Here is a 20,091-nt window from a genome sequence, read left to right on the forward strand (position 1 = left end):
ATGTCGGGCCTAGCCCACCGCTTCGCCCAGCAGCGGGTTCGGCACGGATCCGGTACCGGCGGGCATGCTCACCCCGGCGGCACGGCCCTGGCTCAACAGCGGTCCGAGCACGGTCCGGCTCGGCCACATCGCGGCGTCCAGCAACCGGGCGCGCAAGACCTCGGCGACGGGCTTGGGCAGCGGTGGCAGGCAGTCGAGCACCGCCGCGCGCAGTTGCGACCACAGCGCTTCTTCGGCCAGGCCGAAGTGGCGGCACAGCGCGTCGGCGATGCCGTAGAGGTTCACCTGCAAACCCAACGTCTGGAAGTAGCCGACCAGTGCTTCCGCGGAGTCCAGCCGCAACGACTGCGGCGCACCGGGTTTGATCACGTACCGCGGATCCCGCGTTCCGGCCGCCCGCATCCACCGCGGGTACAGCCGCAGCGTGTCGTGGTCCCGGAGCACGAACCGGTCCACCGTCCCGCCCCGCAGCGTGACCACGACGTTCTGCCCGTGCAGTTCCGGCAGCACGCCGTGGCGCAGGAAGCCGAACCCGACCTCGCAGAACGCCCTCGCCAGCTGCCGGAAGAAACCGACCGGGTCGAACCGCTGCGACAGCACCGGGGCGAGCACGCCCCACTCGTGCGCCGCCAACGCGGCCATCGGCAACGCCAATCCGTCCAGTTCGGGATAAACCCGCACCTGCGCGGCGAGCTGGCCGGGCCGGTCGCCGAACTCGTCGGCGGGATCGTGCCAACCGCACCAGATCCGCTCGTCGCAGAGCAGGACCCGGCGGCGCAGCACGGGATCCCGGTCGGTCAGTTCCCGCATGCTCTCCTGGGCGCGTTCGGCGTTGGCCAGGTAGCGCGGCGGCAGCAACCGCGTCGCCCCCAGCGTGGCCACCCCGAGCGGCAGTTTGACGTGCCGCGCCGTCTCCGGTGCGGTGGTCAGGGTGCGGATCGAGGCGGTGGGGTGGAACCGGCCGAGCCCGCGCACCAGCGGAATCACCGCACCGCTGGCCAGTTCTCCGGTGAACTGGGTCGGCAGCACGTGGTCGAACTGCCAGGGATGCACCGGCACCGCCAAGAACTCATCGGTGACGGCGGCGGTGTGCGCCAGCACGTCTTCGAGCTCCTGGTGCGCCGCCGGGTCGAGGATCAGCTCGGACATCCGCTGCGAGTCGGGCCCGCCGCCGAAGCGCAGCCGGTCGCGTCGCACCGCCACCCAGTCCAGGCCGAGCGGTTCCGCGCGCATCGGCCCGAAGCAGGTCAGCTCGGCCGCCGACCAGCCCGATGCGGCGCGCGCCGTCGGGTGGAACGGGCGGTTGCGGGTCGCTGACAACCGTTCGCCCGCCAGCAACTCCCCGGCCTGCGGGGCGAGGTCGAGTCCGGCCCGCTGGTCGAGCAGCGCCGCGGCGTGCGCTACCGATGCCCGCACGTCCTCGGCCGCGTCGTCGGCCGCCGCGAACTCACCGCAGGCCGCCAGTAGCAGTTCGGGCGGCGAAATCGACCGCGGCGGCGCGCCGTCTACGGCGTACCAGACCGGGCCGGTGGCGTACCGGTAGCGCTGCAGTCGGCCGCCGGGACGGACCCGGCAGCTCAGCCATCCGGTCGGCACCTTCATCCGGCACCACTGCGCACCGTCGAGCCCCTCGGGCTGGTCGGGCTCGACGCAGGTGCCGAACTCGACCAGGTCTTCCTGCAGCAGCGCGTCGATGAGGTCCCGCATCACCAGTTCGGCCGGTTCGACGCCCATCAACGCAGCTCCGACCGAGTGCCGACGCCCCGGCCCGTCGGCCGCCGGTCCGCGCCGCGCGGCACGCCCTCGGGAAAATCCACAATGGACATCTCGGGCAGCGCGGCTGCGCCGTCGCGGACGGCCGGGACCGCACCTCGGCCGGGGTAGCGCGGCTTCGGGGCTCGCTCGGTGGGCACCGGATCTCCTCGTCGTCAGTTCGAGCAGCGCTGCCGGGCGGCGGCGAGCCAGTCGTCGTCGTAAACCAGGTCGAGGTAGCGGTCGCCGCGATCCGGGAACACCGCGACCACCCGGCAGGGGCGCGGAAACCTGGGCAGCGCCCGGCGGATGGCCGCCACCACGGCGCCGGTGGATCCGCCGGCGAAGATGCCTTCGGCGGCCAGCAGGTCCCGGCAGCCCATCGCGGTCTCGAAGTCGTTGACGTGCACGACGTCGTCGATTTCGGCCGGGGCCAGCAGTTCTGGCACCCGGCTGGCGCCGATGCCGGGCACCTCGCGCGGCCCGGGCGGCGCGCCGAAGATCACCGAGCCGACCGCGTCGACCGCGACCACCCGCAATTGGGGGAAGCTCTCCCGCAACCGGCGGGAGCAGCCGAGGATGCTGCCGGTGGTGCTCACCGCGCCGAACAGGTGCGAAGGCGGGTGGACCAGTTGCGCGGCGAGCTCGGCGCCGGTGCCGTGGTAGTGCGCCTGCCAGTTGCGGTCGTTGGCGTACTGGTTGATCCAGATCGCGCCGGGTGAGCTGGCCAGGATCTGCCGCACGCGCCGGATCCTGGTTTGCAGGTAACCGCCCAGGCCGTCCGGCTCGGTCACCACATCCACCTCGGCGCCCAAGTGCCGCAGGATCACGACGTTCGCCCGGGCGGCTTTGGGGTCCAGCACGCAGGTGAACCGCAGGCCGTGGATGCGGGCGGCGATCGCCAGCGCGATCCCGAAGTTGCCGGAGCTGCTCTCCACCAGGTGGCTGCCGGGCCCGATCGAGCCTTCCCGCAGTCCACATTCGACGATGTGGCGGGCGGCGCGGTCCTTCATGCTGCCGCCGGGATTCATCAGCTCCAGCTTGGCCAGCACTTCCACATCGGGTTCGGGGAACAACCGGTTCAGCGCGACCACGGGGGTATTGCCCACGCACTCGAAAACCGACTCGGCAACGGATTCGGGCAGGGTGTCGACGACAGCCACGTGTCTCCTCAGCTCGGCGACCGGAACGGGCAGAGCGACAGCCGGAACGTTAGCAAAGGTTAGGCTAACTTAATAGGACGACACCAAGAGGTCGCGATCACACCAAAGCAGCGAAGTTGACCCGAACAGGGCAGCCCGAACTCCAGACCGCAGCCGAGTACCCGCGTCCCGATGCGCTGTCGCAAATACCCGAATCAGCCGCGCGGCGAGCAGTACGTGCTCGTGAGCGGAAATCCCGGTTCTTGCCAGGACAATCAGTCATGACCCGCAACGGTCCACTATGTACCGGCGCACGAGCACGAAGTTCATCGCCTGATCCACAACGGAAAGCCCCGGACGGCGTGATCCGCTTCGCGGTCAGGTCGCCCGGCGGGTTCGACCGCGCGCCCGCAGCTCGACGTTCGGCAGTTCAGGGGCGGGCAGCGCGGAACCGGCGTACCCGTGCACGACGCCGAAACGACCAGCCGGATCGGCCGCGGCGCGACCGTGCTCCCACTCCGCGCGAGCCTGGGCGATCTCGTCGTGCGAACGGCCGACGAGGTTCCACCACATGACCAGCTGCTCTTCGAACGGGACGCCGCCAAGCAGCAGCGCCCGCGCCGGTCGGTCGGCGCGCACCGGGACTTCCCGGCGCCCGGGTCCGAGGTAGAGCATGCTGCCGACGGCCAGCGGCCGGTCGTCGACGAGGATCCCGTCCGAAATCGCCAGCACCGCGTGCTCGAACTCGGTTCGCACCGGGAGCCGCAACGTGCCACCCGCCGTGATCGACAGCTCCGCGCCGACCAACGGCGTGTAGGCCTGCGCCGGTGATTCGGCTTCGGCGAGCTCACCCATCAGCACCGTCACCACGCCGTCCGCCGTGGCCAGCTCGGGCAGGTCACCGTGGTGCTCGAAGTGCGGCGCGACATCGCGCTGGGCACCGGGCAGCGCCACCCACAGCTGCACGCCGTGCAGCGCCGGACCGTGCCCGCTCGGCGACTCCTCCGAGTGCGAGATGCCGAAACCGGCGGTCATCAGGTTCAGCTCGCCCGGTCGCACCAACTGCTCGTTGCCCAGGCTGTCGCGGTGCAGCACCTCGCCGTCGAGCAACCAGCTCACGGTCTGCAGCCCGGTGTGCGGGTGGGGTGGCACCTGCATCCCGGATTGACCGGCGATGTCCGTCGGACCGTAGAAATCGGCGAAGCACCAGGCACCCACCATGCGGCGGTCGCGGTTCGGCAGCGTTCGGCTGACCAGCATCGCCCGGGGGCCGCCCAACGGCACCGTGCGCGGTTCGAGAAGTTCGTGCTCCGGCTCGGCCGCTGTCGTCACGCCACCGCAGTGCAGCTCGGCCGGATCGCGTTCCACGTTGCTCACCGCGCCAGCCTCCCCCACCGCACAACGCCGTGCACAATCGATGGGGCGTGTTGCTGAACCCAATTCGCAGCAGTGGTCACCGAGCGGGACGACAGTACCGTCGACGGTGACCCTGCGTAGCAAGCCAGGCGGCTGAGCCGCTTCGCGAACGTGACGCCGATGCACCGGGAGAGGAAACGTGAGCAGCTCCACCCAGAACGAGATCGTCGACAACACCGACGCCGCCCGCTTCGAAATCCGCGCCGATGGCAAGTTGGCCGGATTCACCGAGTACCGGCTGACGGAGAAGTCGATCGCGTTCCTGCACACCGAGATCGACTCGCACTTCGAAGGTCGCGGCATGGGCAGCGCACTCGTGCGCGGCGCGTTGGACGCCGCCCGCCAGCGGGGCCTGGCGGTGTTGCCGCACTGCCCGTTCGTCCGCAGCTGGATCAGCAAGCACGAGGACTACCTGGACCTCGTTCCCGCCGACAAGCGAGCGGCTTTCAAGCTCTGACCGTCCACTGTGGCCTGTCCAGATGCTGAACCGGACGGCGTGGGAGTACTAGGCTGGCGGCAGACCGTTAGCCAACCTCAGTGATCGGAGCCCGCAAGTGTCTCAAGTCACTCCGCCTCTGCCCCGTCGTCAACTGGGCTCCAGCGGCCCCCAGGTCAGCGCCATCGGCTACGGCGCGATGGGTCTGTCCGGGGTGTACGGCACCGCCGACGACACCGAGTCGGCCCGGCTGCTGGGCGACCTGCTCGACCTCGGGGTGAACTTCCTGGACACCGCCGACGTCTACGGCGAAGGGCACAACGAGAAGCTGATCAGCGGTCTGCTCGCCAAGCGCCGCGACGAGGTCGTGCTGGCCACCAAGTTCGGCGCCAACAAGGACAGCGGCGGCGGCCGACCCGAGTACGTGCGCCAAGCCGTGGACGCCAGCCTCTCCCGGCTGGGCACCGACCACATCGACCTCTACTACCTGCACCGGCTCGACCCGACCACGCCGATCGAGGAGACCGTCGGCGCGCTGGCCGAACTGGTGCAGGCGGGCAAGGTGCGCCACCTGGGCCTGTCCGAGATCAGCGCCAACACGCTGCGCCGCGCCCACGCGGTGCACCCGATCGCCGCGGTGCAGCAGGAGTATTCGTTGTTCACCCGCGACCCGGAGGCCGACCTAGTGCCCGCGCTGCGGGAACTGGGCGTCGCGCTCGTCGCGTACTCACCGCTGGGTCGCGGCGTGCTGACCGGCGCCTTCAGCGACATCTCGGACGTGGAGAACCTGGCGGTGCGCAAGCAGCGGTACCCGCGCTTCCAGGAAGAAAGCCTGCGCCACAACATCGAGCTGACCCGGCCGCTGCGGGAGCGGGCCGAGGCGCTGGGGATCAGCCCGGCGCAACTCGCGCTGGCCTGGCTGCTCGCACAGGGCGACGACGTGGTGCCGATTCCGGGCAGCCGCCGCATCGAGCGGGTCAAGGACAACATCGCCGCGGCCACCACCGCGCTGGACCCGGTGGTCGTGGCGGAGCTGTCCGCGCAGTTCCCGCCCGGCGCCGCCGCCGGTGAGCGCTACACGCCCGCCGGAATGGCCCGATTGGACCGGTGATCGCTCACCCGGCGACCGCGCCGAAGACCAACCCGAGCAGGTAGGTCGCCGCCGCTGCTCCCGCGCCGATGCCGAGTTGTCGCAGGGCGCGGGGCAGCGGGGCCGCGCCGGAGAGCACGCCGACCGTGGCGCCGGTGAGCATCAGCGCGATGCCCACCAGCACCACCGCGAGCAGCACCGCCAGACCGCCGGTGAGGCCGACCAGGAACGGCAGCACCGGCACCAGCGCACCAGAGGCGAAGAAGATGAAGCTCGACACCGCGGCCCGGATACCGGTGCCGACGACCTCGTGCTCGTCGGCGGGACTCTCCACGGGCGGCACCAGCGGTTTGGGATCGCGCAGCAGGGCGTCCGCGCGGCGCTGCGCTTCCTCGGCGGACATTCCCCTGGCCCGGTAGACCAGGGCGAGTTCGTTGGCATCGACGTCGAGATAGGGCACCACGGCGCGGGCTTCCGGATTCGGGGCGGCCGCGGCCAGCAGTTCCCGTTGGGAGCGCACCGAGATGTACTCGCCAGCGCCCATCGACAGCGCACCCGCCAGCAGTCCGGCCAGACCGGTCAGCAGCACCGTCGAGACCGCCACGTTGCCGCCGATGACGCCGAGCACCAGCGCCAGGTTGCTGACCAGGCCGTCGTTCGCGCCGAACACCGCCGCGCGGAAGGTGCCGGACACGCGGGCGCGCCCGCGGGCGGCCAGTGCCCGCACGACTTCTTCGTGGATCCGCTCGTCGGCGGCCATGGCCGGTGGCGCGTCGCGGTCGAAGCGGTACGGCGTCCGGCTTTCCGCTCGTTGCGCCAGGGCGAGCACGAACACCGAGCCGAACCAGCGGGCCAGCAACACCAGCACCCGCATCCGGAACTGGCCGCGCCGCTTGGGTCCGACCTCGTCGCCGAGCAGTTCCTCCCAGTAGGCGGCGTGCCGTTCCTCGGCCTCGGCTAGTCCGAGCAGGATCTCCCGCTCCTCGCCGCTGCGCCGGGCGGCCAGTTCTCGGTAGACCTTGACCTCTTCGCCTTCGTCGGCGAGCCGCCGTCGCCAACGGCGCACCGATCGCGCATCGGCCCTGCTCGTTCGATCCCCGCCGTCCCGCACCCGCCAAGCCTCCCAGCGGCCCCCGCAGGCCACCACTCGAAACGGCTCCGATCAGCAGGTTGACGGCCGCCGCACCCCGCCCTGGAGTTGATCGAATTTCGAAAACCGTTGGCAGCACCGGAGAATCCACTCGCGCACCGCCCGGAGGATGGAGCTCTCATGCGCCGTGCGGCCCTGTTCGCCGGGCTGTCCGCGACGCCGCAGCGGTTCCAGGTGACGATGCACGCCGATGCCCGCACCCCGGCCGCGGTGACCGTCGACGTCACCGTGCGCGTTCCGCAGCGCAGTTTACGTCCACTGTGGATGGCCATTGTGGATGATCAGTGGTGCGGCGGGAGCAGTTCCAGCGAGTCGGCCAGCAACCGGCGCGGCATGATCGGCGGCGGTTCCACGTCGGTCGGCCAACCCACGCGCAGCACCAGTTGGGGATGTCCAGCGCCGTCGAGCACGGTGGCCCGAACCTGTTCGCGCGCCTCGCCGACCTCGCTGAGGTGGTTCAGCGGGCAGGTCACCAAGCCTTCGCGGGCCGCGGTCAACGACACCGCGCTGAGCGCCTCCCCCGCCGCCAGCCAGCTGTCCACCTGGTCGCCGCGGGTCGCGAGCACCGCGAGCACCGCCTTGTCGTCCAGCACCGGGACCGCCGGTTCGGGGTCGTCGAAATCGACCAACGCGCGCTGGTACTCGGTGGACTCCCGGTACCGCGAAGCTCGTTTCACCGCATCCACCAAGGCCGCGCGGTGTTCGGCGGCCCGCACCAGTGCGCCGTGCTCGGTCTCGGCAACGGCGCGCAGCGTCGTCAACAACTCCGGCGGAACCGGATCCGGCAGATAGGGCCGCCGCTCGGTGCGCCGCTGCGCGGCGACCCCGGCCAGCGCGACCATCGCCGGGGCAACGTGGTCGCGAGGACTGAACTGGATCGACGCCAGGTGGCCGGGTTGGTCCGGGTTCGGCAGCCGGTGGATCAGCGCGCGCCAGCCCAACGATGCGAAAGCGATCCGCACGTGGTGCAGCGCGGCACCGCAGCTGATCACCTGGGCGCGCGCCGCCGGGTCGAGCATCTCGGGCAACCGGGACCGGTCCAGGAACAACTGCACCGACCGCTCGGCGAGCAGCCACCGCCACGGTTGGCAGTTGTGCACCGAGGGTGCCCGGCTGGCCAAGGACAGCGCCGAGCACACGGTGTCATACGACGGAGCGGCGTTGCGCATCATCCGAGCGCCAGCAGCCGCCGGACGCGGCGAGGCAGGCGCGGCAGCCACCCGTCATTGAGCCAGCGTCGCGCTCCTCGCGGACGCCTCCCGATGATCGAACCGAACACCAGCACCACGACCTAACGAACTCCGGAACCACACCATCGTTCGCACGGGCGCACTGATCGCGCCAGAGGCCAAAGTCACGGCACGCGGGATCGGGGGGCGGCACGAGCGGCGCGGTGCGCGAGGCCGTGGCCAGCGGGTTCGCCAGCCCGCGTTCATCGCGCTTCGGTCGGTGCGGTTCCCATGGTCTGCAGGTGCGCGAGCGAGCCGTAGCGGGCCAGCAGGTGGTCGAACTCGGCCTGGTCGTGGAAGGCCAGCTCGCGGGCACCGAACTCCTTGGCGACCTCGACCGCGAAGCGGGCCGCGGCAGCGATGTCGATCTCGTGGCTTGCCCCGGTGGCGCAGCCGGGCACGGCGGTCGCGGCCACGATCGCCAGCCCGACGACCGGCGCGTCGGTGGCGGTGGCGGGCTGCAGGATCGAGTTGATGTGGTAAACGCCGTTGCCGTACGGGGTGATGTCCTGGGTGGTCACCGGGTAGGTCACCAGCGGCTCGCCGGTGACGGTCTCCAGCAGGGTGCCCAGCCGGTCCGCGACCCGAAGCACCCAGCCCTGCCGGACCGTCGGCGACAGCGCCAGCCCCTTGTGGTTGATGACCCGGTTGCCCTTCGTGGTGTCGATGGACAGCACCGCGTCCATGTCGTCGGTGACCTCGTGGGCGTTCATGGTGGCGATGCCCACCGGGGAGTCCATGAACGGCACCGGGTCGTGCGGCCGGGTGGGAGCATCCGGGCACACGTGGGTGCTGATCACGACATCACCGGGCAGGACGTCACCGCGAGCCCGCATCGACAGCAGCTTCGCCGCGGTCGCGATGGCCGCCGCGGCGCCGTCACCGTCGGAGACGAAGCCGATCACCTCCGGGCGAGCGCCCACGCCACCGAGGCGGCCCACCACACCCAGCGTCGGGGCGTCGCCACCACCGGCGCGGCCCTGTGCGCCGGGGATGCGGACCTGCACGAAGTCGGTCGTGCCCTTGTTGTCACCGGGGACGGTGGTGCTCGACGCCAACCCGGTCTCCCCGGCGACCTCGTCGAGGTAAGCGACCACAGCGGCGCCGGTCACCTTCGGGTCGTCGAGGAGTTCCACCACGTCCAGGACATGCTTGAGCATCCGAGACCTTCCAGGAAGGGGCCGTGAGCACCGGGCGAGACGGGGGGCCACCCGTGCTCACGGCCAAAACTTGGGGCGGCGGACGCCGATGCCTCCGATCGAGTGACCCCGACGACCGCCTTGTGATTACCGTGCGCTACCAACGCCAGAACGAGCAAGGAAATCCCGTTATCTGCAAAATGGAGTCATGCCTGGTCTCGAAACCGAGCGCCGCACGCCGCCGGGCCTGCCGCAGACCGCGGACCGCGCGTTGCAGGTGCTGCTCGCCTTCGACCGCAACCGACCGGAATGGGGGGTCACCGAGGTGGCCGCCGAGTTCGGTCTGCACACCTCGATCGCGCAGCGGCTGCTGGCGACGCTGGCCCACCGCGGATTCCTGGTGCAGGACACCGCGAGCCGCCGGTATCGGATCGGCCCGGCGGCTCTGCACCTCGGGCGGATGTGGGACCAGGCGGGCGCGCTGGAGATCCTGGCGCGGCCGCTGCTGACCGAGCTCGCCGAGGAAACCGGGCACAACGTGCTGCTGGCGCTGCCGGACAGCGCGCACATGCGGTGTGTGGTGGCGGTGGCCGGCGCCGAAGGGACGCTGCGGGAGTATCCGCTGACCAACGAGCTCTTCCCGGCGCATGCGGGGGCCACCAGCAAGTCCTTCTACGCCTTCCTGCCCGCCGAGCAGCGGTCCCAGATCTTCACCGACCGGCCGCTGGCCCGCTTCACCGAGCACACCGTGACCGACCTGGCGGTGTTGGAGCGGCAGTTCGCCGACATCCGCGCCGCGGGCTGGGCCTACACGGCGGGCGAATACGACCGCGGCGCGGCGACCCTCGCGGTGCCGATCTTCCTCCGCGACGAGCCCTACGGAAGCCTGAGCCTGGCTTGGCAGTTCGAGCACCACCAGCCCGCGCCCACCGAGTGGGTGCCGCTGTTGCAGGAGACCAGCGCGCGGATCAGCTCGCGGTTGACCAGGCCGCTGCCCAGGTCCTTTCCCGGACGCCGCCGCGGCCACCACCGGTGATCGGCGACTGCCGTGATCGGCGACTGGCCATGATCAGCGATCCGCCGGTCGGTTGGGGGCCGGTACGCCTGCGCCCGGTAGGGTCTCGTCGGCATCGAGGGTGGCCCGACGACGGAGGCTGATCTCATGAACCGCAAGGCCGTGATCGTGATCGTGGCGCTGCTGGTGCTCGTCGGCGGCTCGCTGCTGGTGCGCGATCCGGTCGGTGCGGCGAGCGTGGTGCGCGCCGGTTGGGACCTGCTCATCGCGGCGATCACCACCATGGTCAACTCGCTGACCACGTTCTTCCAGCACCTGTTCCAGGGCTCCTGATGCTCGGTCAGTCCTCGCGCCGCAGCGCCACCTTCAACCGGCCCCGGGCCGGTGTCGCGGCCAGCTCGAACGCCTGCTGCGCTTCGGAGACACCGAAAACGTGGGTGATGTAGTTGTCGGCCAAGTCCGGATGCTCGTGCAGGTACGCCTCGGCGAGCGCCAGCCAGTACCGCCAGTTGGTGGTCCCCCCGGCGGCCAGCGTGGCGTTCTTGCGGAACAGCTGCCGGAAGGCCACCGAGTAGTGGTCGTCGTCGGGCACCCCGAAGGCGAACAGGACGCCGCCCGGCGCCAGTGCCGCGATCGCGTCGTTGAGCGTGGCCGCCTGGTGTCCGACCGCCTCGACCACGATGTCCGGCCGGGCCGCATCGGAGAGCTGCTGCGCCCAGCGCTGCGAGGTGTCCCAAACCGGCTCGGTGACACCGAACTTGTCGGCCACATCGGCACGATCTACCCGGTCGACGCCGATCACCCGGCTCGCACCCTGGGCGCCCAGCACGTGGCTGAACAGCAATCCGAGCGGGCCCTGGCCGATCACCGCGGCGCTGCGCCCGGCGATCTCGGGCACCCGCTGCAACGCGCAGAGCACCGTGGCCAGCGGCTGCACGACGGTGGCGGGCACGTCGTCCAGCGGGGAGTCCAGCACGTGGAGCTGTTCGGCCCGAGCGGTGAAGTACTCCGCCAATCCCTGGAAACCGCCGGCCCAGCCGACGACGCGAGCACCCACCTCGATGTCTGGCGCGGTGCTGGCGACCACTTCACCGACCACTTCGTGCAGCGGGTATCCGGGCAGCTGCCGCTCGGTCAGCCCGTGTCCGCGGAAGTTCGGCAGATCGCTGCCGCAGATCGCACCGGCCAGCAGTCGCGCGACCACCTCGCCGGGTGGGAGCTCGGCGACGGCGAAATCCGCTGTCTCGCAACGGGAAAGCCGTCCTGGCGCGGTCAACGCATAAGCCCACATCCGGCACCCTCCCGCGCCTAGACAGCCGACCGGCAGCAGACTCTAACCGCTGCGCCGCGGTTTACCAAGATCTAGATCATCGGGCGACCGCACGCCGCGGCCGGGCCAGCGGCCAGTAAATCATTCACCGAAAGTCCCGTTTGGCATTTTTCCACCAATCATCCGACCATGTTGGATGCAAACAATTCCATGATTGATTTCCCACCCGTGAAAAATCCACCAACGACATAAAAAGATCGCATCCAATACCCGCTTTCCCGGCACCAAAGGCAAGATTCAAATGAACGCCAGGGACTTAATACCCCACTACTGCGGCAACAGCGGCGACCCGGATCACTAAGGCGAAAAAATCCTTCCAACCAACACAAAAGTCAGCTTGTCCTCCTCGCGTCGACGGCTTACGGTGGGAACTGGTCACATCGACCGAAAAGAGTCGGCCGAGGTCAGTAGCAATGACATCGGTTACTGGGGATGACATCAGTTACTGGGGATGACCGGCTCACGGCGAAGTGGCCCGGCGCAAGGAAAAGGATTCCGGCCGGTCCGCAAGCCGCTAGCTCTCCCACCGAGCAGAACTTCGATCCAGGGCCCAGATCGGATCCGCTCGGATGGCTTGCGGGGAAGCGGAATCACGATGCGCTGCTTGCAAGCGAGTGCCGGATCGCACGGCTGTTCGGCACCCGACGTGCAACGACACTGGGAAAGAGTGATTGGAATGCAGGTCAAGGACGTTTTCAGCAAGTTCGGTCGTGACACCCACCGCAATTGGGGCGGCGGTTGGGGCGGCTGGGGCCGCGGCGGTTGGGGCGGCGGTTGGGGCGGTTGGGGCGGCGGTTGGGGCGGCTGGGGCGGTTGGGGCGGTTGGGGCGGCTGGGGAGGTTGGGGCGGCTGGTGCTGAGCCCTGATTTCCATCCAGTGAGCCTTTGATGCCCACCGAACCAGTGAGCCCTGATGCCCACTGAACCGTTGTCGCGTAGCTCCCACTCCGTTGGGGTGGGAGCTACGCCCTTGCTCGCGGGGGTGAGAGTTTGCCGGGCTTGGTGAATTGGCTGCTGCGGCCAGCCGAACGCGACACCGAAGGACTCGTCGAGCACGCGCCGGTGGTGCGGGTGCGCGAGGTTTTCCGCCGCTTCTGGCCGGATGCCCGGCCGTTTCGCCGTTGGCTGCTGCTCAGCCTCGGGCTGGTGGTGTTCTCGCCGCTGCTGGACACCGCGGCGATCTGGATGTTCAAGATCCTCGTCGACGACGTCCTCACCCCCCGCAACTTCGCCGCGTTCCCCGCGGTGGCGGCGACGTACGCGGTGATCACGCTGCTGTCCGGGGTAATCGACTTCTCGGGGCATTACCTCACCGTGTGGATCGGTGAGAACTTCCTGCACCAGATGCGCACCAGGGTGTTCGCGCACCTGCACACCCTGTCGATCGGGTTCTTCGACCGGCGGCGCATCGGTGACACGCTCTCCCGGCTGACCGGCGATGTGGGCGCCATCGAGAGCCTGGTGCTATCCGGTGTCGCGCAGACGTTCTCCTCGGTCGTGAAGGTCGTGCTGTTCACCGGGGTGCTGTTCTACCTCGACTGGGTGCTGGCGCTGGTGTCGCTGATCGCGGTGCCGCTGTTCTGGTTCGTCGCCAAGTTCTTCGCGACGCGGATCAAGGCCGCCTCCCGCGAGGTGCGCGGCCGCAGCGGATCGATCAGCACCGTCGCCGAGGAGAGCCTGGGCAACGCGCCGCTGATCCAGGCCTACGGCCGGGAAAGCGCCGAAGTGGACCGATTCGCCCGGCAGAGCCGCGGCAACGTCGGTGCCGAACTGGCCTCCACCCGCGTCGGTGCGCTGTTCTCACCGCTGGTGGACCTGCTGGAGGTCTTCGGTGTGATGGCGATCCTCGGGGTCGGCATCTGGGAGATGTCGGCGGGCCGGATCAGCCTCGGCGGACTGCTGGCGTTCTTGGTCTACCTGTCCCAGCTCTACACCCCGGTGCGCAGCCTCGGCCAGCTGACCAACACGCTGTTCGCCGCCTCGGCCAGTGCCGAGCGCATCATCGAGCTGCTCGACCAGCGCCCGCTGGTGCGCAGCCCAGCACACCCGATCCCGATGCCGCAGCGGCCAGCCGGGCGCCTGGAGATCGACCGGGTCAACTTCCGCTACCCGAGCACCCCCACCGACGTGCTGCACGATGTGAGCTTCTGCGCTTTGCCGGGCCAGACGACCGCCGTGGTCGGGGCCAGCGGCGCGGGCAAGTCCACGCTGACCAAGCTGTTGCTGCGCTTCTACGACCCGACCCGCGGTCGGATCCTGCTGGACGGCATCGACCTGCGGGCCCTGGACGTGACCGAGCTGCGCGCCAACATCGCGATCGTGCTGCAGGAAACCCTGCTGCTGGACGGCACCATCGCGGACAACATCCTGGCCGGACGCCCGGACGCCAACCGCGAACAGCTCGTCGAAGCGGCGGAGGCCGCCGACGCGCACGAGTTCATCCAGCGGTTGCCGGACGGGTACGACACCAGGGTCGGGCAACGCGGCAGGCTGCTCTCGGGTGGGCAACGGCAGCGCATCGCGATCGCCCGCGCGATGATCCGCGATGCGCCGATCCTGCTGCTGGACGAGCCGACCACCAGCCTGGACGCCAACGCCGCCCAGCGGATCCTGACACCGCTGCGCCGCCTGATGGCCGGCCGCACCACGATCGTGATCTCGCACAACCTGCTCACGGTCAGCGACGCGCAGCAGATCATCTACCTGGACCGCGGAACGATCAGCGAGTCGGGCACCCACACCGAACTGCTCACCAACAACGGCGGCTACGCCCACCTCTACCGACTGCACCACCCAGCCGGAACCCCAGCCCCCAGAGACGGCCACTCCCCCAACTAGGAGAGCGGATTGGTCTGCGTGCCGGTGCGGGTAGCGCGATCAGAACGGAGTGAAGGGCACCTTCGACCGAGTAAGCCGGTCAAAGGTGCCCTTCACTCGTCATCCGGACGGGGAAAGCGGTTCTAGCGCCAGGACTCGCCGCGGCGGCGGGCGCGGTAGACCCGGCGGCAGCTGTTGGCCAGCCGGAGCCCCCTGCGCACCACGCGGTTCTGGGTGATCATGTGCCGTTGGTACTGCCAGGGTGGTTGCCTGCCGTGCCGAGCGGCCAACGCGTAACCGAATTCCAAGGCGCTGCGATCGGTGTAGTGGTCGATGCTCTCGAACCACGCCATGCTGGTGCGCGCGGCGGCCTGCGCCACGCGCAACGCGGCGTGGCCCTGCTCGTCGAACGTCTTCAACGCCCCGGCCGTGTCCTCGTGTCCGATCAGCATCTGCGCGAGCATCATGGCGTCGGCCATGGCCAGCCGGGTGCCGGAACCGATGGTGAAGTGCGTGGTGTGCGCGGCATCGCCGATCAGGACCACGTTGTCGTGCCGCCAGGTCTGGTTGTAGACCTGGGTGAAGCGCTGCCAAGACGCGGCTTTGCCGCGGGACTCGCTGATCAGGGAACCACCGTTGAGCATGCGGGCGAAGATCCGCTCCAGCAGCCGCACGCCCTCCCCATCGCTGAGCCGGTCGAAGCCCAGACCTCGCCAGGTCGCCTCCTGGCATTCGACGATGAACGTGCTGACGCCAGCGCTGGACGGGTAGGCGTGGAACCAGACCCAACCGTGCGGGGTCTCCTCGAAGTCGAAGGTGAACATCTCGAACACCTTGTCGGTGCCCAGCCAGATGTAGGGGTTTCGGCCCTGGTCCACGATGGTGCCGAACTGCTCGCTGTAGCGCTGCCGGACCCGGCTGTTGGCGCCGTCTGCGACCACGATGAGATCCGCGTCGGAGAACTCCGACAAGTCTTCGGCGGCCCTCTCGTACTCGATTCGAACGCCCAGCTCGGTGGCCCGCGAGGCGAGGACCTCCAGCAGCGGAGCGCGGTTGACGCTGTAGCCGTAGCCGGTGAGGTACGACGCCTCGTCGGTGCGCAGCGCGATCGACTGTTCCTGCCACAGGCTCGATTCGGCACGGATCCGCTGCGCGCTCTCGCGGTCGTTGCTGTACAGCATGTCCAGCAGGTCGTCCCAGTACACGACGCCCCATCCGTAGGTGGCGCCCGGCGGATCACGTTCGATGACCGTGATGTCGTGCCCGGCATCGCGGATCTTCGCCGAGATGGCGAAGTACAGTCCGGCCGGGCCGGCTCCGATGCACACGATTTTCACAGCACCACCTCCTGACAACAGGCGGGCAGCTGCGCAAGCATGCCAGGTGGCACGCCATTGTCCGCGTGACGTCCTCGTTGTACACCGCGTGGCAGTTGGTCGCACCCGCACGCTGGCGTTCCACATGTCGGACCAGTGGATGGGTGGTCGATTAGCGTGGGATCCGGGCGGTTCGGCGGCCCGATCCGAGGAGCTCCCCGGGAGGATCTGCGAAGGCGATGATCCCCGTTCACGCGATGATCCCCGTTCATTAGATGATCGGAGTGGCCCGATGACCAACAGGCTCGATGCGAGAACGGCGATCGTCTTCGGTGCGGGTATGAGCGCGGTCGAGGCACCACCGGGCTGCGTCAGCAACGGATTCGCCACCGCGGTCACCTTCGCCGCGCACGGCGCGCGGGTGGTGGCGGTGGACCGCGACGAAACCGCGCTGGCAGGCACCCGCGAGGCGATCGTCGAGGCGGGCGGCGACTGCACGGCGGTCGTCGCGGACGTCACCGACGAATCGCAGGTCGCCGCGGCGATCGAACGCGCCGTCGACGCCTACGGGCGGCTGGACATCGTGCACAACAACGTCGGCGTGACGGTGCTGGGCGGACCGGTGGAGTTGTCCGCGCAGGACTGGACGCGGGCCTTCGACATCAACGTGACCAGCGTGTTCCGGGCCTGCAAGTACGCGATCCCGCACCTGTTGGACCGCGGTGGTGCGATCATCAACGTCTCGTCGCTGGCGTCGATCCGCTGGACCGGCTACCCGTACCCGGCGTACTCCGCGTCGAAGGCGGCGGTCAACCAGCTGACCCAGTCGCTGGCGTTGCAATATGCCGACCGGGGAATCCGGGTCAACGCCATCCTGCCCGGCCTGATCCACACACCGCTGGTCTACCAGCAGCTCGCTGGCGAGCACGGCGATGCCGAGACGATGCGCGCGGAACGCGACGCGTCCAGCCCGACGGGCCGGATGGGTTCGGCGTGGGATGTCGCCAATGCGGCGCTGTTCCTGGCCTCCGACGAAGCCGCCTACATCAACGGCGTGGCCCTCCCGGTGGACGGTGGCCTGCACGCCAAAGCCGGGTGAGAGCCGTTCTCGAAACGGGCCTGCGTGGCGCGGCTCGTGAGCGGTTGTTCCGGTGAGAACCGGGACTTTCGCTCACGAGCACCCCGTCGCTGGTGTCATCGGGCGAAGTTGGCCACCCCGAATCCCGGAATCTCCACCTGGGCGCCGCCGAATTCCACCACGACCCGGTCGGCGTTGTGGTTCAGCAGGAAGATCCGGTCGCCGCGGTGGAGCGCCTGGACCCCGCCGGGGAGCCCGGCGACCACCGGCACCACACCGCTGTCGCCGACGACCCGGTCCATCACCTGCCGCATCCCGGCCTCCGGCAGCCGGGTCCCGAGGTACCAGGCCACCCCGTCGCCGAAGGCGTGCCGGGTCAGCGCCGGTCGCCCGGCGAGCCCGCCGTCGGTGAATCGACCGAGGACCTCGGCGCCTTCGGTCGAGATGTCCTCCGACCACAACAGGCCGGACTGCGGCGAGCCGAACACCGACACCCCGACGGACTCCTCGGCGGCCAGCGGCCAGAACTCCTCGACCCGCAATCCGAGCACCTCGCGCAACGGCGCCGGATAGCCACCCAGGTGCACCTGGTCGCATTCGTCGACGATGCCGGAGAAGAACGACACCAGAAGATGCCCGCCGCGCCGGACGTACTCGGTGAGGTGCTGCCCGGTGGCGGCCCGCAGCAGGTACAGGTTCGGCACGACCACGAGCCGATACGCCGCGAGATCCGAATCCGGGTGCACCACGTCGCATCCGACGTTCGCGGCGAAAAGCGGTGCGTAATGCGCCAGCAGCGCGTCGATCTGGCGCAACGAAGCCGGATGCGAATCCAGCTCCACGGCCCACCAGCTGTCCCAGTCCAGCAGCAGCGCCACGTCGTTGGCCGCGCGGGTGCCTACCAGCGAACTGGTTTCGGCGAGCTCCGCGCCCAGCGACGTGACCTCCCGGAAGATCCGGCTGTCCGCACCGGCGTGCGGCAGCATCCCGGAGTGGAACTTCTCCGCGCCTCCCTTGGACTGCCGCCACTGGAAGAACATCACCGCGTCCGCGCCCTGCGCGACGGCCTGCCAGCTCCACAACCGCATCTGCCCCGGCTGCTTGGCGGCGTTGCGCTCCCGCCAGTTCACCGCGCTCGGCGCCTGCTCCATGAGCAGCCACGGCTGGCCACCGCGCAGCGAACGCATCACGTCGTAGGACAGCCCGGCGAGCACGGCGGCCTGCGGATCGTGCGGGTCCGGGTACGAGTCGTAGCTGACGATGTCCACTTCGGACGCCCAGCGGTGCAGGTCCAGCGTCTTCGCCAACGGCACGTGGTTGGTGGTCACCGGCACGTCCGGGGTCGCCGCGCGCAGCACCGCCTTCTCCATCCGCAGCAGTTCGAGCATGGTGTCGGAGGAGAAGCGGGCGAAGTCGAGCTGCTGCGCGGGGTTGGCGAAGGTGGGCGCGGTGCGCGGCGGCAGCACCTCGTCGAAGTCGTCGTAGCGCTGCGACCAGAACTTCGTCGACCACGCGCGGTTGAGCTCGTCGACGTCGCCGTAGCGCGCCCGCAGCCAGTCCCGGAAGGCCACCGCCGAGCTGTCGCAGTAGCAGGCCCGCACGTGGCAGCCGTACTCGTTGCCGATGTGCCACAGCGCGAGCGCCGGGTGCTCGGCGTAGCGCTCGGCCAGTCGCGACACCAGCCGCCCGGCGTACTGGCGGTAGATCGGGCTGGACGGGCAGTACGCCTGCCGCGCGCCGGGCCATAGGACGGTGCCGTCGGCGCGCTGCGGCAGGGTTTCGGGGTGCAGTTGGGCCAGCCACGGCGGCGGCGACGCGGTCATGGTGGCCACCGCCGCCCGGACCCCGCCGTCGGCCAGGTTGTCCAGCACCCGGTCGAACCAGCCGAAGTCGAAATCGCCCGGTCGCGGTTCCACCAATGCCCAGCTGAAGATCCCGACGCTGACCAGCGACACACCGGCCTGCTTCATCAGCCGCACGTCCTCGGCCCACACCTCTTCGGGCCACTGCTCGGGGTTGTAGTCCCCGCCGTAGGCGATCCGGTCCAGCAACCGGTGCGCGTTCTCGGTCACGACTTGACGCTCCCTTCGGTGAGTCCGCCCTTGCCACCAAGCTGGCCGAACAGCACGGCGATCACCAGCGCAATCCCCGGGACGAACGATCCGGGCACGGCGGTGCGCCCGGCGCGGCCAGCCGGTCGGTCCACATCGGTCATCCCTGGAGCAGGCCTGCCTCGACGAGATGGCGGCGGACCGCGGCGCGCTCGGTCTCGTCCAGGGCGACCATCGGGTCGCTGGTCGTGCCGTGCTCGATCACGCCCTGCTGCACCAGCGCTTCCTTGAAGGCGCCGATCGCCGAGGAATACCGGCTCATGGGCCGGGATCCGACCTGGATCACCTGGAACAGCCGCCGCAGCCGCGCCTGCTCGGCCGCGGCCTGCGTCCACTCCCCCGCCATCGCGGCGCGGTACAAGCGCAGGTATCCGTGCGGGTCGGCGTTGCCGAGACCGGGCACGAGCCCGTGCGCGCCGAGGCGCAGACTGGTGTCCGCCATCGTCTCCGAGCCGCTGAACACCAGGAACTCCGCGTTGCGCACGGTTTCCAGCACCGCGCGCTGCGCGTCGAGGTCGCCGCTGGAGTCCTTCAGGCCGCTGAGCGTGCCGTCTTCGGCCAGTTCGGCGACCGTTTCCACGGCCAGCTTGGTGTGCACCGAAGCCGGTATGTCGTAGGCGAGCAGGGGAAGATCCACGGCGGCCCGGATCTGCCGGAAGTGCGTCAGGATCTCGACCGGATGGGTCGGCACGTAGAACGGCGCCGTCGCCACCAGGGCGGACGCACCGTGCCGCGCCGCGGCCCTGGCCTGTTCGACGACACGGGGTGTTGCGGTGTCGATGACACCCGCCAGCACCGGCACCGCGCCCGCGGCTACCCCGGCGACCACTTCCAGCACGCGACGCCGCGTGGCATCTGGCAGGTATCCGACCTCGCCGGTCGAGCCCGTGACGAACAGGCCGTGGACCCCGGCGTCGAGCAGGTGGCTGGTGAGCTTCTCCAGCGACGGAACATCGAGTTCACGACCCGGAGTCAGCGGGGTACACAGCGGCGGGATTACTCCGCCGGTCAGCTTGGCCATGCCACTCCTGTCGTTGCCGGGCATCAGACGTAGGACGTAGTATGTCCAAA

General features: G+C 69.6%; 19 protein-coding genes. 7 read left to right on the top strand and 12 right to left on the bottom strand.

Features of this window, described 5'->3' with window-relative positions; translation table 11 throughout:
* Positions 1-9: 9 nt before the first annotated feature.
* From ACTWQN_RS09785 to ACTWQN_RS09800, 4 genes are all read right to left on the bottom strand, one after another.
* Positions 10-1,734: an IucA/IucC family protein gene (locus tag ACTWQN_RS09785; protein ID WP_443203045.1), complete on the bottom strand. Its 1,725-nt coding sequence runs from the start codon at positions 1,732-1,734 to the stop codon at positions 10-12.
* A complete protein-coding gene (locus tag ACTWQN_RS09790) occupies positions 1,734-1,913 on the bottom strand; it encodes a hypothetical protein (protein ID WP_443203046.1) in 180 nt (59 codons plus the stop codon). Before ACTWQN_RS09790 ends, ACTWQN_RS09785 begins: the two co-directional genes overlap by 1 nt.
* A 15-nt stretch (positions 1,914-1,928) precedes the next feature.
* Complete coding sequence (gene sbnA, locus ACTWQN_RS09795) at positions 1,929-2,915, bottom strand: 2,3-diaminopropionate biosynthesis protein SbnA (protein ID WP_443203047.1); 987 nt, start codon at positions 2,913-2,915, stop codon at positions 1,929-1,931.
* 357 nt (positions 2,916-3,272) lie between these two features.
* Positions 3,273-4,271 carry a pirin family protein gene (locus ACTWQN_RS09800; RefSeq protein ID WP_443203048.1) on the bottom strand — a complete coding sequence of 333 codons (999 nt, stop codon included), beginning with the start codon at positions 4,269-4,271 and terminating at the stop codon, positions 3,273-3,275.
* A 178-nt stretch (positions 4,272-4,449) separates the two neighbouring features.
* On the opposite strand from ACTWQN_RS09800, the gene ACTWQN_RS09805 reads away from it, so the two are divergent.
* Both ACTWQN_RS09805 and ACTWQN_RS09810 read left to right on the top strand, forming a co-directional pair.
* Positions 4,450-4,767, top strand: coding sequence for a GNAT family N-acetyltransferase (locus ACTWQN_RS09805; protein ID WP_443203049.1), 318 nt, complete (start codon positions 4,450-4,452; stop codon positions 4,765-4,767).
* Between the two features lie 97 nt (positions 4,768-4,864).
* On the top strand, positions 4,865-5,857 hold the full coding sequence (locus ACTWQN_RS09810; RefSeq protein WP_443203050.1) for an aldo/keto reductase: 993 nt from the start codon (positions 4,865-4,867) through the stop codon (positions 5,855-5,857).
* Positions 5,858-5,861: 4 nt separating this feature from the next.
* On the opposite strand, the gene ACTWQN_RS09815 is transcribed toward ACTWQN_RS09810, so the two are convergent.
* The 3 genes from ACTWQN_RS09815 to ACTWQN_RS09825 form a co-directional block, all read right to left on the bottom strand.
* The gene (locus ACTWQN_RS09815; protein WP_443203051.1) at positions 5,862-6,902 is read right to left on the bottom strand and encodes a VIT1/CCC1 transporter family protein; all 1,041 of its coding nucleotides are present in this window, start codon (positions 6,900-6,902) and stop codon (positions 5,862-5,864) included.
* A gap of 365 nt (positions 6,903-7,267) precedes the next feature.
* The gene (locus tag ACTWQN_RS09820) at positions 7,268-8,206 is read right to left on the bottom strand and encodes a nitroreductase family protein (protein WP_443203052.1); all 939 of its coding nucleotides are present in this window, start codon (positions 8,204-8,206) and stop codon (positions 7,268-7,270) included.
* 212 nt (positions 8,207-8,418) lie between these two features.
* Positions 8,419-9,375, bottom strand: a complete 957-nt coding sequence (locus ACTWQN_RS09825; protein ID WP_443203053.1) for a DUF1177 domain-containing protein — start codon at positions 9,373-9,375, stop codon at positions 8,419-8,421.
* A 187-nt stretch (positions 9,376-9,562) separates the two neighbouring features.
* Here ACTWQN_RS09825 and ACTWQN_RS09830 point away from each other — a divergent pair, with 187 nt between their 5' ends.
* Complete coding sequence (locus ACTWQN_RS09830; protein WP_443203054.1) at positions 9,563-10,390, top strand: IclR family transcriptional regulator; 828 nt, start codon at positions 9,563-9,565, stop codon at positions 10,388-10,390.
* A 126-nt stretch (positions 10,391-10,516) separates the two neighbouring features.
* Positions 10,517-10,702: a hypothetical protein gene (locus ACTWQN_RS09835; protein ID WP_443203055.1), complete on the top strand. Its 186-nt coding sequence runs from the start codon at positions 10,517-10,519 to the stop codon at positions 10,700-10,702.
* Between the two features lie 7 nt (positions 10,703-10,709).
* On the opposite strand, the gene ACTWQN_RS09840 is transcribed toward ACTWQN_RS09835, so the two are convergent.
* Positions 10,710-11,660 carry a zinc-binding dehydrogenase gene (locus ACTWQN_RS09840; RefSeq protein ID WP_443203056.1) on the bottom strand — a complete coding sequence of 317 codons (951 nt, stop codon included), beginning with the start codon at positions 11,658-11,660 and terminating at the stop codon, positions 10,710-10,712.
* Positions 11,661-12,375: 715 nt separating this feature from the next.
* On the opposite strand from ACTWQN_RS09840, the gene ACTWQN_RS09845 reads away from it, so the two are divergent.
* Positions 12,376-12,558, top strand: coding sequence for a hypothetical protein (locus ACTWQN_RS09845; RefSeq protein ID WP_443203057.1), 183 nt, complete (start codon positions 12,376-12,378; stop codon positions 12,556-12,558).
* Positions 12,559-12,688: 130 nt separating this feature from the next.
* Positions 12,689-14,536, top strand: a complete 1,848-nt coding sequence (locus ACTWQN_RS09850) for an ABC transporter ATP-binding protein (protein ID WP_443203058.1) — start codon at positions 12,689-12,691, stop codon at positions 14,534-14,536.
* A gap of 122 nt (positions 14,537-14,658) precedes the next feature.
* On the opposite strand, the gene ACTWQN_RS09855 is transcribed toward ACTWQN_RS09850, so the two are convergent.
* Positions 14,659-15,843: an FAD-dependent monooxygenase gene (locus ACTWQN_RS09855; protein ID WP_443203059.1), complete on the bottom strand. Its 1,185-nt coding sequence runs from the start codon at positions 15,841-15,843 to the stop codon at positions 14,659-14,661.
* Positions 15,844-16,123: 280 nt separating this feature from the next.
* Between ACTWQN_RS09855 and ACTWQN_RS09860 the strand changes: the two genes are divergently transcribed.
* Positions 16,124-16,930: an SDR family NAD(P)-dependent oxidoreductase gene (locus ACTWQN_RS09860; protein WP_443203060.1), complete on the top strand. Its 807-nt coding sequence runs from the start codon at positions 16,124-16,126 to the stop codon at positions 16,928-16,930.
* Positions 16,931-17,025: 95 nt separating this feature from the next.
* Here ACTWQN_RS09860 and ACTWQN_RS09865 read toward each other — a convergent pair whose 3' ends face one another.
* Genes ACTWQN_RS09865 through ACTWQN_RS09875 form a run of 3 tightly spaced genes read right to left on the bottom strand, consistent with a single transcriptional unit; the run spans position 17,026 to position 20,041 of the window.
* Complete coding sequence (locus tag ACTWQN_RS09865) at positions 17,026-18,981, bottom strand: beta-galactosidase (protein ID WP_443203061.1); 1,956 nt, start codon at positions 18,979-18,981, stop codon at positions 17,026-17,028.
* The gene (locus tag ACTWQN_RS09870) at positions 18,978-19,124 is read right to left on the bottom strand and encodes a hypothetical protein (RefSeq protein ID WP_443203062.1); all 147 of its coding nucleotides are present in this window, start codon (positions 19,122-19,124) and stop codon (positions 18,978-18,980) included. The genes ACTWQN_RS09865 and ACTWQN_RS09870 overlap by 4 nt, the downstream gene beginning before the upstream one ends.
* The gene (locus ACTWQN_RS09875; protein ID WP_443203063.1) at positions 19,121-20,041 is read right to left on the bottom strand and encodes a dihydrodipicolinate synthase family protein; all 921 of its coding nucleotides are present in this window, start codon (positions 20,039-20,041) and stop codon (positions 19,121-19,123) included. Before ACTWQN_RS09875 ends, ACTWQN_RS09870 begins: the two co-directional genes overlap by 4 nt.
* Positions 20,042-20,091: the final 50 nt, after the last annotated feature.

The sequence above is a fragment of the Saccharopolyspora antiqui genome, assembly GCF_052246905.1.
Lineage (GTDB): Bacteria > Actinomycetota > Actinomycetes > Mycobacteriales > Pseudonocardiaceae > Saccharopolyspora.